This is a genomic window from Vibrio sp. DW001, from assembly GCF_029016285.1.
GTDB lineage: Bacteria > Pseudomonadota > Gammaproteobacteria > Enterobacterales > Vibrionaceae > Vibrio.
In genome coordinates, this window is the sequence record NZ_CP091975.1 from 1,428,045 (window position 1) to 1,440,125 (window position 12,081).

General features: G+C 41.9%; 11 protein-coding genes. 9 read left to right on the top strand and 2 right to left on the bottom strand.

What is annotated here, in order from left to right; all coding sequences use genetic code 11:
• Positions 1-65: 65 nt before the first annotated feature.
• On the bottom strand, positions 66-1,115 hold the full coding sequence (pspF, locus tag L3V77_RS06755; protein WP_275136318.1) for a phage shock protein operon transcriptional activator: 1,050 nt from the start codon (positions 1,113-1,115) through the stop codon (positions 66-68).
• Positions 1,116-1,326: 211 nt separating this feature from the next.
• Between pspF and pspA the strand changes: the two genes are divergently transcribed.
• The 9 genes from pspA (at position 1,327) to L3V77_RS06800 (ending at position 10,746) form a co-directional block, all read left to right on the top strand.
• Entirely contained in the window at positions 1,327-1,992 is a 666-nt protein-coding gene (pspA, locus tag L3V77_RS06760) for a phage shock protein PspA (protein ID WP_275136319.1), read from the top strand.
• 18 nt (positions 1,993-2,010) lie between these two features.
• Positions 2,011-2,247: an envelope stress response membrane protein PspB gene (pspB, locus tag L3V77_RS06765; RefSeq protein WP_195702980.1), complete on the top strand. Its 237-nt coding sequence runs from the start codon at positions 2,011-2,013 to the stop codon at positions 2,245-2,247.
• Positions 2,237-2,626: an envelope stress response membrane protein PspC gene (pspC, locus tag L3V77_RS06770; protein ID WP_275136320.1), complete on the top strand. Its 390-nt coding sequence runs from the start codon at positions 2,237-2,239 to the stop codon at positions 2,624-2,626. The genes pspB and pspC overlap by 11 nt, the downstream gene beginning before the upstream one ends.
• A 130-nt stretch (positions 2,627-2,756) precedes the next feature.
• Complete coding sequence (locus tag L3V77_RS06775; RefSeq protein ID WP_275136321.1) at positions 2,757-3,791, top strand: efflux RND transporter periplasmic adaptor subunit; 1,035 nt, start codon at positions 2,757-2,759, stop codon at positions 3,789-3,791.
• A 1-nt stretch (position 3,792) separates the two neighbouring features.
• A complete protein-coding gene (locus L3V77_RS06780) occupies positions 3,793-4,881 on the top strand; it encodes an efflux RND transporter periplasmic adaptor subunit (protein ID WP_275136322.1) in 1,089 nt (362 codons plus the stop codon).
• Positions 4,881-8,012 (top strand): efflux RND transporter permease subunit, encoded by a 3,132-nt coding sequence (locus L3V77_RS06785; protein ID WP_275136323.1) that lies wholly within the window; start codon positions 4,881-4,883, stop codon positions 8,010-8,012. The genes L3V77_RS06780 and L3V77_RS06785 overlap by 1 nt, the downstream gene beginning before the upstream one ends.
• A gap of 59 nt (positions 8,013-8,071) precedes the next feature.
• Positions 8,072-8,626 (top strand): DNA-3-methyladenine glycosylase I, encoded by a 555-nt coding sequence (locus tag L3V77_RS06790; RefSeq protein ID WP_275136324.1) that lies wholly within the window; start codon positions 8,072-8,074, stop codon positions 8,624-8,626.
• 146 nt (positions 8,627-8,772) lie between these two features.
• The gene (locus L3V77_RS06795; RefSeq protein WP_275136325.1) at positions 8,773-9,918 is read left to right on the top strand and encodes an HD domain-containing phosphohydrolase; all 1,146 of its coding nucleotides are present in this window, start codon (positions 8,773-8,775) and stop codon (positions 9,916-9,918) included.
• 174 nt (positions 9,919-10,092) lie between these two features.
• Positions 10,093-10,746, top strand: a complete 654-nt coding sequence (locus L3V77_RS06800) for a PilZ domain-containing protein (protein ID WP_275136326.1) — start codon at positions 10,093-10,095, stop codon at positions 10,744-10,746.
• A 90-nt stretch (positions 10,747-10,836) separates the two neighbouring features.
• Here the strand turns inward: L3V77_RS06800 and L3V77_RS06805 are convergent, their stop codons facing one another.
• Positions 10,837-12,024 carry a cystathionine beta-lyase gene (locus tag L3V77_RS06805; protein ID WP_275136327.1) on the bottom strand — a complete coding sequence of 396 codons (1,188 nt, stop codon included), beginning with the start codon at positions 12,022-12,024 and terminating at the stop codon, positions 10,837-10,839.
• Between the last annotated feature and the right edge of the window lie 57 nt (positions 12,025-12,081).

Sequence of the window (12,081 nt, forward strand, 5' to 3'; positions counted from 1 at the left end):
AATTTGGACCGGTTATTTCGCTAGAATGAGATGAGATTAGTTTTTATCATTAATTTTAACGCATTCTATTCAGCAGGACGGTCATTTGACTGACCAACCATGTTGTACTTCCTCAGCATACCGCGCAGCTGATGGTAACTAAGATTGAGCAGTTCAGCCGCGGTACGTTGGTTGTGTTTAGCTTTGTCCATAACGTGGTTGAGTAACTGTATATCTTGTTGTTCTTGCCATTCTTTATAATCAATGGGCACATTGTAATCAATGGACTCGGGAAGCAGAGTTTGTCGGTTAGGCGTTGGTTTGTCCTGTTCAGTATCGTTGTTAATGGTCGTATTTTCACTTACCCATTCACATTTGAAGGGGTCAAGAACAAGGTCATCAATAGGTAATTCAGACTTACCGTGCTGATAGACCGCGCGTTCAATGACATTCTTTAATTCACGAACATTCCCCGGCCAAGAATACTCGGACATTATACGGAATACATTATCGGTAAAACCAACGAAGAGCGAAAGCGACAACTCACGACACATTCTCATGGCGTAATGCTGAGCAAGTAATGGGATATCTTCTTGGCGTTCTCGTAGCGGAGGAAGATGAACAACATCGAAGGCGAGTCGATCCAACAAGTCAGCTCTAAAGGTCTCATTTTTTGCCATCTTAGGCAGATTTGCGTTGGTAGCACATACGAGTCTGACATTGGCATTAAGTGTTTTGTTGCCCCCAACCCTTTCATATTGACCGTATTCAATTACACGCAACAGTTTCTCTTGTACCGAAAGCGGTGAGGTTGCCAACTCATCTAAGAATAAGGTCCCTCCTTCTGCACGTTCAAAGCGGCCTTGATGCCGACCTTTTGAACCCGTAAATGCTCCGGCTTCATGACCGAAGAGTTCTGTATCTATTAGCCCTTCGCTGAGGCTTGAGCAATTGAGCATCACTAACGGTTGGTCCCACCGTTTTGAAAGATAATGGAGTCGTTGAGCGATCAGCTCTTTACCTGTTCCTCTTTCTCCAATGATTAGAACCGGTCTCTCGATGGGGGCAAGGCGCGATACTTTGTCTAAAACGGACAAAAAAAGTGGTGATTCTCCAATCAGGGTTTGCTGTTCCATACATCTCTCACAGTTGAGTGGTTTTTTTTACCAATAGTTGGTTTAATTCATCATAGCACAATGACCCTAAAAACCAACTTACGCACAAGTTATTGTAATTATTAGTAAAAAATAGTGGCATAGATATTGAATTGTAACTCGTAAACCTAGAGTCATTTGTGAACGACAATCAGGTTAAGGTTAACTACTGTTATTATTAAGGAGACATATCATGGGTATTTTTTCGCGTTTCGCTGATATCATCAATTCCAATGTGAGTTCACTTTTGGACAAAGCTGAAGATCCTGAAAAGATGATTAGGCTCATTTTACAAGAGATGGAAGATACGTTAGTTGAGGTTCGTACAAATTCCGCAAAAGCTATTGCGGACAAAAAAGAACTTTTTCGTCGTGTTAATTCCATGGAATCGCACATTGAAGAGTGGCAAAACAAAGCCACATTAGCGTTAACAAAAAGTCGAGAAGATCTTGCTAGAGCGGCATTGATAGAGAAACAAAAGCTCATTGAAATTGTTAAAAGCTTGCATCATGAGCAAACCTTAGTTGAAGATACAATTGATAAGTTAACGGGCGAAATTAGTAAGCTAGAGACAAAAATCAATGAAACTCGCGCCAAGCAACAAGCTCTTGTGATTCGTCGTGAAGCCGCGGGAAGTCGTAGAGATGTGCAGAAACATCTTCATACTAGTCGCACAAATGAAGCTTTTTCAAAGTTTGAGCAGTACGAGCGTAAGATTGATCAACTTGAAGCTGAAGCCGATACCTATGAAATGTCGGGTAAAGCGAAGTCTCTTGATCAGGAGTTTGCTGAACTGCAAGCCACTGATGAGATAGAAAAAGAGCTACAAAAATTAAAAGAACAGATGAATAAAGACTAATAATTAGGAGTAATGTATATGACAGCGGCCATTGTTACCGGACCTATTATAGTATTTTTGATTTTTGTCGCGCCGCTTTGGTTGTTTCTACACTATCGCGGTAAGAGAAAGTCAGAACATGGCTTAACAACGGAAGATTACGAGCGTTTAGAGTCTTTAACGTCTAAAGCAGAATCATTGCAAAAAAGGGTCGATACGTTAGAGAGGATCTTGGATTCTGAGTCACCAAGTTGGAGGCAGAATAATGAGAGATAGGCAACTTTATCGTGACCCCGTCAACGCTAAGTTATCAGGTGTTTGTGCTGGTATTGCAAACTACTTTGGTGTAGAGACCTGGTTGGTTAGAATCTTGGTGGTGTCTGCCGCGTTATTGGGTGGAAGTTTTTTAGTTGTTGTCGCCTATGTCGCGTTTACTTTGATGTTGGAAAAGCAGCCATATGAGTATCAAGAGAACATCAAAACAAAACAGGATCACAAAATCAAGGATAAGGCTTGGCAGGCTGGGCAAACGCCTGAAAACCTGCTTAATAATATTGAGAATGAGTTAGGACGAGTGGATAACGGGGTGAGATCAATGGAAGCCTATGTTACGTCCGAATCATTTAAAGTTAATCGAGAATTCAGCAAACTGTAATAATAAAGGTGATCTCGACTAGAATCACACTTAATTATCAGTGAGTTATGATTCAAATCACTGGCAAATTCCCTTTTCATCATCTATGTTAATAGTTAGCGCTGTAAAGCTATTACATGGATGATGTTTTATGTTTAAACCCCAAGTTTTTTCACTGTTATTTTTTGCGGTTCTGCTTGTTGGATGTAAAGAGCAGCCTCCCGTTCCCGAGCCAGAATCTCGACCAGCTAAATTGTTTGCCGTTTCTGTTGGTAATAATGATCTGAGTCGTACTTTTCCTGCAATAGCCCAAGCCGGTGATAAAGCCGTCCTTGCTTTCCGTGTACCGGGTCAGCTTGAACTACTTAATGTCAATGCTGGTGATCTTGTGAAACGTGGCGATATACTCGCAGCGCTTAATCCTGATGAGTATAAACTGCTCCAAAAACAGGCCCGAGCTAATTTTGAACTGGCTAATGTTCAATATAAACGGATGAAAAAACTACGCAAGGATCAAGTCGTTTCAGAGCAAGACTATGACCGAGCTCTTGCCAACTATAAATCTGCAAACGCGTCCCTTGACCAAGCTTCCTCAAATCTAAGCTACACTGGATTAGTCGCCCCGTATGACGGCACAGTCTCTATTGTTAACATAGAAAATTACGAATACATTAACGCCGGTCAGGCGGTGATGAATGTACAAACAACGGCTGTCCTAAAAATTGAATTTCAGCTTCCGGGCTATTTGCTAAACCGATTTCGCGGTGGAATGAATAAAAAAGCGACCATGACCTTTGACTCTTTTCCACAAGAGTCATTTTCTGTTCAGTTACTCGAGATAGACACCGAAGCCGATTCAAAAACAAATAGCTATAAAACGACCATGATGATGGATAAACCCGATGATGTTGGGGCGCTTCCAGGAATGTCAGGGCAGTTAAGGGTTTCTATTCCTAAAGTTGATACAACAGAGGTTCCCAAAAGCGCGTTGTTTTCAGAAAACGACAAACAGTATGTATGGAGAGTCACTGAAGAAGGATTAACAGAAAAAGTGGAATTAACTTTAAGTGAAGGTGGCAAGGTTCAGTCGGGATTGTCTGATGGTGATTTGGTGGTTATTTCTGGAGTAGCAGGTATTGAAGAAGGAATAAAAGTCAGAGAGTGGGTTAAGGAGAGAGGACTGTAATATGAAAACAATCATTTATATCATAGTGTTAAGTTCTCTTGTTGCGATGGCAGGTTGTGGTAAAAAACCAGCCGACGTTGAAAAAGAGATCCCACGAGTTCGTATTTTAGATCTCTCAAAGCAGTCTGATGCGGTTTACGATGGCCGTATGTTCTTCCCTGCTATCGCGGCGGCCGCTGACCGTTCTCATCTCAGCTTTCGACTTTCTGGAGAGGTAATCAAACTTGATGTCAATGAAGGAGACCTAGTTAGTAAAGGACAGGTGCTCGCTGAGATTGACCCCAATGATTTTAAGCTAGAAGTAGAAAACAAAAGAGCGTCATTCAATGTGGCGGATAGTCAATATCGACGCTCAGCACCGTTAGTGAAAAAAGGGTTGCTCGCACAATCACAGTTCGATGAACTCGCTGCTCAACGCATGATAGCAAAAGCTGAATATGATTTGGCGACACTTAGACTCTCCTTTACCCAACTGAAAGCCCCTTTCGATGGAATTATATCGCGCGTTAATGTTGAGAAATTTGAAAATATTCAAGCAGGCCAACAGATAGTCAATATCCATAATCCAGCCTTTGTCGATATTGTTATTCAGGTAGCAGATAAACTGTTCGCTAATTCACCTCAAATGGAGGAGTTTGGATCAGTTGAAGCAGATGTTAAAGTCGCTAATGGGCTCATTTACTCAGCGAAGCTGAAGGAATATACCACTGAACAAGATCAAGACACGGCAACCTATAACGTTACCCTAACCATGCCTATGCCTAAGGAAATATTGATCTTAGATGGTATGGCTGTAGAGGTTGCACCGAAGAAAGGCCATGTAGGCGATATACAAACCGTTGCTTTGTCGATACCGATAGAAGCGATATTTAATCCAGATGGGGACACGCTAGATAGGGCGAACAAGTTTGTTTGGGTATTACAACCAGATAATACAGTTAAGCGCACCAAAGTCATGACAGGACGAGTGAGCTATAAGGAAATTCAAGTGTTGGATGGATTAACAGCTGAAGACAAGATAGTTATTGCCGGCATAACACGCTTGCGTGATGGATTAAAAGTAGAACCAAGCATGCAGGAGGCAAACTAATGAGCGATCAAAAAAATGCTCCCATATTAGATGCTGAAACACCTGCGGAAGAGAAGGGCATCGCAGCCTACTTTATCAAGAATAAAGTAATTAGTTGGATGCTTTCGCTGATATTCTTGATTGGCGGTACATCGGCCTTTTTTGACTTAGGTCGACTTGAAGACCCTGCATTTACGATCAAAGACGCCATGGTAGTGACAAGTTATCCCGGTGCAACACCGGTCCAGGTCGAAGAAGAAGTGACCTACCCAATAGAGAAGGCGATACAACAGCTTATCTATGTTGATGAGGTTAACTCAATCTCCAGTCGAGGCTTGTCTCAGATAACCGTGACCATGAAAAATAACTATGGCCCTGATGATCTGCCACAAATATGGGACGAATTAAGGCGAAAGGTTAACGATCTAGCGCCAACTCTACCACCAGGGGTGTATACCCCGCAGGTTATCGATGATTTTGGTGATGTGTACGGAATATTACTGGCTATCTCCGGTGAAGGATACAGTTATAAAGAGCTTTTGGATTATGTAGATTACCTGCGACGTGACCTAGAGTTAATCGATGGAATTGGCAAAATCAGCGTATCAGGCGAGCAACAAGAGCAGGTTTTCATTGAAATATCGATGAAGCGATTAAGTAGCTTGGGTATTGCGCCATCCACGATATTTAATTTGCTTGATACTCAGAATACAGTGAGCGATGCGGGCGGCGTGCGTATTGGTGAAGAGTACATCCGAATTCAACCGACCGGCGAATTTAAAGACGTTTCTCAACTGGGCGACTTAATCTTAACCGAAGGTGGAGCGCAAGGACTTATCTTCCTAAAAGATGTGGCAACGATCAAACGAGGGTATGTCGAGGTCCCCTCTAATATCATTAACTTTAATGGCAGACTTTCTCTTAACATGGGTGTGTCGTTTAACTCAGGGGTCAATGTTGTTGAAGTAGGTAAGCGATTTGATAGACGACTGGCAGAGCTCAAATTTCAACAGCCTATTGGTATCGATATTTCTGAGATATATAGCCAACCAAAAGAAGTAGATAAATCGGTCAGTGGATTTGTTATTAGCTTAGCTCAAGCGGTTGGTATCGTTATCGTTGTTTTGCTTTTCTTTATGGGGCTGAGATCTGGCCTTCTCATTGGTTTGATACTGTTGGTGACAGTATTAGGTACCTTTATCTTTATGCAGTATATGGGCATCGAACTGCAACGTATTTCACTTGGTGCTTTGGTTATCGCACTGGGAATGTTAGTAGATAACGCCATCGTGGTGGTAGAAGGAATACTGATCGGAACCAAGCAAGGACGAACGAGGTTGCAGGCTGCTACTGATATTGTAACGCAAACAATTTGGCCACTATTTGGTGCAACCGTTATTGCCGTTACAGCATTTGCGCCAATCGGTTTGTCTGACGATGCAACCGGTGAATATTGCGGCACACTATTCACAGTACTGCTCATCTCGCTCATGTTGAGCTGGTTTACTGCCATCTCTTTGACCCCTTTCTTTGCTGATCTATTTTTCAAGGAAACCTCATCTGATAGCAAAGATGATGAAGGTTCGGACCCATACAACGGAATGATTTTCGTTGTTTATCGAAACTTCTTAGAGTTTTGTATGAAACGGGCATGGACGACCGTCATTGTGTTGGTAGTGATGCTAATGGTAAGCATTTATGGATTTACCAAAGTAAAACAGTCGTTCTTTCCATCGTCCACTACACCAATGTTTATGGTTGATGTATGGATGCCAGAAGGAACCGATATTCGAGCGACAAATACCAAGTTACAGGTATTGCAAGGTTGGCTATCAGAGCAAGATGGTGTCGAGCACGTTACGACGACAGCCGGTAAAGGGTTGCAACGGTTTATGCTTACCTATTCACCAGAAAAGAGTTACTCCGCTTATGGTGAGATTGCTACACGCGTTACATCCGCTGAGGCGATGGACCCGTTAATGGCTAAGTTCCGCTCTCATATTCAACTTAACTTCCCAGAGATAAACTATAAGTTGAAGAAAATTGAGCTAGGGCCAGGTGGTGGCGCGAAGATAGAAGCTCGTCTGGTGGGTTCTGATCCGACAATATTGAGGACTTTGGCTACGCAGGTTATGGATCTTATGTACGCCGATAACGGAACGACGAACATAAGACATGATTGGCGTGAAAGGACGAAGGTACTGGAACCTATATTTAATGAAAGTCAGGCTAGACGTTACGGCATCACAAAATCGGATGTAGATGAATTTCTAAGCATGTCATTTTCTGGGAAAAGCGTTGGGGTTTATCGTGATGGCACAACATTAATGCCAATTGTTGCTCGGCTACCTGAAGATGAGAGAGAGAACATAAATAACATTGAAAGTATGAAGATATGGAGTCCAGGTTTAAGCGAATATATACCACTACAACAGGTCACTCTTGGGTATGAAACTCGCTGGGAAGATCCGCTTATCATTCGTAAAAATCGTAAACGTATGCTGACTATTTTTGCCGACCCAGATTTACTTGGTGACGAGACGGCGGCGACGTTACAGAAGCGGCTAATGACGCAGATTGACGCAATAGAGATGCCTTCTGGATATTCATTGGAATGGGGGGGAGAGTATGAATCTTCGGCTGATGCTCAAGAGTCCTTATTTACTACGATGCCACTAGGCTATCTCTTTATGTTCTTGGTTACGGTGTTCTTGTTTAACTCTGTTAAAGAACCTTTGATTGTTTGGTTTACGGTGCCTTTGGCCATTATTGGCGTCTCTACAGGCCTGTTGTTGCTTGATACTCCGTTTGGTTTCATGGCCCTACTCGGATTTCTGAGTTTGTCTGGCATGCTGTTGAAGAATGGTATTGTGTTGCTCGATCAAATCAATATTGAGATGACGTCTGGAAAAGAACCTTATCTAGCGGTAGTAGATGCGGCATTGAGTCGTGTTCGACCCGTTTGTATGGCGGCAATCACGACTATTTTAGGCATGGTGCCACTTCTACCGGATAGTTTCTTTAAACCAATGGCAGTGACAATTATGTTTGGCTTAGGATTCGCGACCATATTGACCTTAATCGTTGTGCCAGTGCTCTATCGTATTCTGCATAAAATACAGATAGTTACCATAGAAGATTCAAAAGAGTAATTCAACTTCAATAGGGCGCTTTGTTTTTATATTGGAACAGAGCGCAATCAAGGATATCGATGAACAGATGCAAGTGGGCTGATGAAACCAAACAAGATTACGTTGAATACCATGATAGCGAATGGGGAGTACCCATCTATGAAGATAACGTATTCTTTGAGTTTCTGGTTCTGGAATCAGCACAAGCGGGGCTAAGTTGGTACACCATTCTAAAAAGGCGAGATGGCTATAGAAATGCATTTGCTAATTTTGACCCAATAAAAGTGTCTCAGTTTGATGGTGCGATGGTTGAAGTGCTATTGCAGGACAGTCGGATAATCCGAAATAGAGCAAAGATAGAGGCGGCTATAAATAACGCACAGCGATTTCTTGAGATTCAAAAGGAGTTTGGCAGCTTCAGTGATTATGTTTGGGCGTTTGTAGGTCATCAACCGATCTCTAATCGAACGGCTGGTGACTCTCCTCCTGCGACGACATCTGAATCGGATCGGCTATTCAAAGATTTGAAGAAGCGAGGGTTTAAGTTTTTAGGCAGCACAACGGTTTACGCGTTTATGCAAGCGACGGGCTTAGTCGACGATCATGATATAGATTGTTTTAAGAGAAAAACCTAACACTGGTTGCGTACAGGTTACTTTTTATTATCAAAAGTGGCCATTTTTGTCTTTCTAGAACTAAAATCTAAGGGGGATGTGATTAATTTGTAAATACGTAAGTATTTTCATATGGATTAACGGAACGCTTTGTTAGGTGCTGGGTTATGAACTCGTTAAAAGAAACTAAACAGTCTGTTCATTCACGCTCTGGACATATTGATTCTTTGCGTCAGGAACTAAAAGACATTCATCAACGTATTTTGGCTGAGATACCTGATGTAGCTCGAATAGCGATAGTATCTTATGATCCTAAGAGTACACAATTATATACCTATGCCGAAAGCAGCATGGGGTTGAATAACTTCACAAACTACTCCTTCCCATTAAACTCTTGCCCTAAGTTAAAAGTATGTGCGGAGCAAAGGTGCACACGTATTGTTGATGATTTACCGGGGACGATCGACGGTGAGAACAAACATTCTGAATGGTTGCTACAGCAAGGCTATAACTCTTCTTATACCGTTCCTATTTACAATGGACAAAATTTTATTGGCTTCATATTTTTCGACTCTTATCGAAAAGCCGTCTTTACTGACGAAATTCAACAAAATTTGGCTCCGTTTTGTGATCTTATTAACTTTGCGGTTAACACAGAGTATTCATTACTCAATGCGATTCTTACATCAGCAGAGATAACGAAAGCGCTTTCTGCTGGCTATAAAAATGAATCGAAACAACATATGGAAAGGATGAGCCGCTATGCGCATCTTATTGCCAAAGGGGTGGCTGATATCTATCATCTTGATGATGAATTGATAGAGAGCGTACATATTTTTTCTCGCCTACATGATATTGGCAAGTCAGCGTTATCCATTGAGATATTACTTAAACCTTCGTCTTTGGCCGTCGATGAGCGTGAGAAAATGAGGGATTACATTTCCAGTGGGGTTAAGGAAGTAGACAAAATTATCGAGAATCTAGGTTTTCCATCACACCGTTGTATTGAGGTACTTAAGAGTATTGTCTCTTGTCATCAGGAATTCTTAGATGGGACGGGTTACCCGAATGGATTGTCTGATGTAGAGATAGCCGTCCCAGCTCGTATAGTTACTGTGGCGAATGTTTTTGATGCATTGACCAGTCATCGCCCGTATAAACAGGCCTGCTCAGTCTCAGCCGCACTATTAGAGCTCGAAAAAATGGTATATAGTGGAAAACTCGATGGGCATTGTGTAAATGCACTGAGGGAACATCAAGATTACCTAGCTGATATCATCAGGCGATATCCGGAATCTGATCCAAGTTTATAAGCAGTGCCAGTATCAACAATATCGCTGTATTTGTCGGTTAGCCGCTAATCATAACTTGTACGTGTGCTTTTTCGACATAGAGCAAACTAATTGTTGTGAAAATTGATTACCCTATAAAATTGATGAATAACAATGAGTTTCATATCCGTTTATGTTTAGAAGTCTATTAATACTATGAGTAGTGAACCAACCAAAGTCACCGACCTTAAAAAATTCCTCCAGTTTGGCATGAAACTTTCTTCGGTAATTAACTTTGGGCCGACTAATCAGTATACCTTTACGGGTACTTTTATTGGTCTTAAAGAGCATAATTACCTTATTTTTGAGCTTAGTACCAAAGCAACAGAAGATCTTGTCACTAGGAATATAAACGGTTCGGAGATTGTTCTTAGGGGCGTAACCAATACAGATGAAGGTCACGTTATTGCCTTTCGATCTCGTATTTTAGGCGTCAAGATGATGGGGTCCTCATGGCTGATATTTTTGTCGTATCCAAATAAGTTTGAAACCAAACCCATCCGAGCGACAAAACGCTATAAAGTGAATATTGGTGCAACGGTTCAGATCTGTGGTCAAGAGTACAAAGCCCAGCTTTTAGATATTTCAGTGGCCGGTTGTGGGTTGCTCATAAAACAAAGAATTATTGTCAAGCCGGGTCAAGAAGTCATTGTAGTCCCTGATCTTAAGAATATTCCTAAACATTATCCTAAAGCTTATGTTGTTAATTCACGCGTACAATCTGACAGTACGATAGTTGGGGTTGAATTAGTAGAAGATCTAGATTGGAGTGATGAGTTGAGGCTAGAGATACTGCAGTTGGTGGTATGATCTAAGTGGTGCTGCTGGTTAAATAGAAGTCGAGTATTATTGACTCGACTTCTATAGAGATAACGAATTCAGACGATGAGTTCTGGCTAATCAAGAGAGCGCTTGTTGGTATCTTTCTAAGCCTTTATCAAGGTCATCGATCAACTCATCGACGTTCTCTAACCCAATATGCAAACGTACTAGCGTTCCTTTGAAATTAGGATTGGCTACGGTTCGTAAACTATTAAATGAGCCTGGCTCATTAGCAAGAATCAGGCTTTCAAACCCACCCCATGAATACCCCATACTAAAATGTGTCATACCATCGAGTAACTCGGTGGTCGCTTTAGAATCTGCTGTTTTAAGGATAAAAGAGAACAGGCCATTACAACCAGTAAAATCGCGTTTATAAAACGCATGTCCCGGGCAAGTTTCTAATGCAGGATGACGAACATGATCGACGAGCGGATGCTTGGCTAACCAATTTGCTACCTTAATGCTGTTTTCTTCGTGTTGGCGTAATCTCACGTCAAGTGTTCTTAACCCTCGAAGCGCGAGGTATGCATCGTCGGGTGAGACACATTGACCCATGAGATAACTTTGTTCACGCAGTTGGTCCCAACATTTCTGATTCGACACCGCGGTACCAATCATAACGTCTGAATGACCTACGATATATTTCGTTGCTGCTTGTACCGAAATATCTACCCCGAAATCAAAGGGGGAAAAGTTAACACCGGCACCCCAGGTATTATCAAGGATGGTGATCATGTCAGTTTCTTTGGCTATTTTTGTCAGGGTTGGAACATCTTGCACTTCCATGGTGACGGAACCTGGAGACTCAAGGAACAATATTTTGGTATTGGCTCTAATGAGTTCGCGGATGCCATCGCCTATCATAGGATCATAATAGGTCGTCTCAACCCCCATTTTTTTTAGTATTACATCGCAAAAGTTTCGGGTAGGTTCATAACACGTATCGACCATCAGAATATGGTCACCTGTTTCTACGAAGCAGAGAATCGCGTTAGAAATTGCCGCTGTACCACAAGGATAAAGTGCACAACCAGCACCACCTTCAATTTGATTCATCGCATCTTGAAATGCAAAATGTGTATTGGTACCACGACGACCATAAAATAGGGTTTTATTTGCCCGGTCTTTCGTTGCTTGAATTTTTTGTGCAACGGTTTCAAAAACAACGGTTGAAGCACGTTGGACGGGCGGATTGACCACACCGTTTGTCCATTTTTTATTTCGACCAGCAGTGACCAGTTTGGTTTGTTTGTGTTCGGACATCCCATTTCCCTACATGATGTTTTAATCTGATTTGGTTAATTTAAAACATGATAGGAG

Excerpts from the sequence above, each read along its gene's own strand:
- pspF (WP_275136318.1), bottom strand. The coding sequence starts at position 1,115 with ATGGAACAGCAAACCCTGATTGGAGAATCACCACTTTTTTTGTCCGTT.
- pspA (WP_275136319.1), top strand. The coding sequence starts at position 1,327 with ATGGGTATTTTTTCGCGTTTCGCTGATATCATCAATTCCAATGTGAGT.
- pspB (WP_195702980.1), top strand. The coding sequence starts at position 2,011 with ATGACAGCGGCCATTGTTACCGGACCTATTATAGTATTTTTGATTTTT.
- pspC (WP_275136320.1), top strand. The coding sequence starts at position 2,237 with ATGAGAGATAGGCAACTTTATCGTGACCCCGTCAACGCTAAGTTATCA.
- L3V77_RS06775 (WP_275136321.1), top strand. The coding sequence starts at position 2,757 with ATGTTTAAACCCCAAGTTTTTTCACTGTTATTTTTTGCGGTTCTGCTT.
- L3V77_RS06780 (WP_275136322.1), top strand. The coding sequence starts at position 3,793 with ATGAAAACAATCATTTATATCATAGTGTTAAGTTCTCTTGTTGCGATG.
- L3V77_RS06785 (WP_275136323.1), top strand. The coding sequence starts at position 4,881 with ATGAGCGATCAAAAAAATGCTCCCATATTAGATGCTGAAACACCTGCG.
- L3V77_RS06790 (WP_275136324.1), top strand. The coding sequence starts at position 8,072 with ATGAACAGATGCAAGTGGGCTGATGAAACCAAACAAGATTACGTTGAA.
- L3V77_RS06795 (WP_275136325.1), top strand. The coding sequence starts at position 8,773 with ATGAACTCGTTAAAAGAAACTAAACAGTCTGTTCATTCACGCTCTGGA.
- L3V77_RS06800 (WP_275136326.1), top strand. The coding sequence starts at position 10,093 with ATGAGTAGTGAACCAACCAAAGTCACCGACCTTAAAAAATTCCTCCAG.
- L3V77_RS06805 (WP_275136327.1), bottom strand. The coding sequence starts at position 12,024 with ATGTCCGAACACAAACAAACCAAACTGGTCACTGCTGGTCGAAATAAA.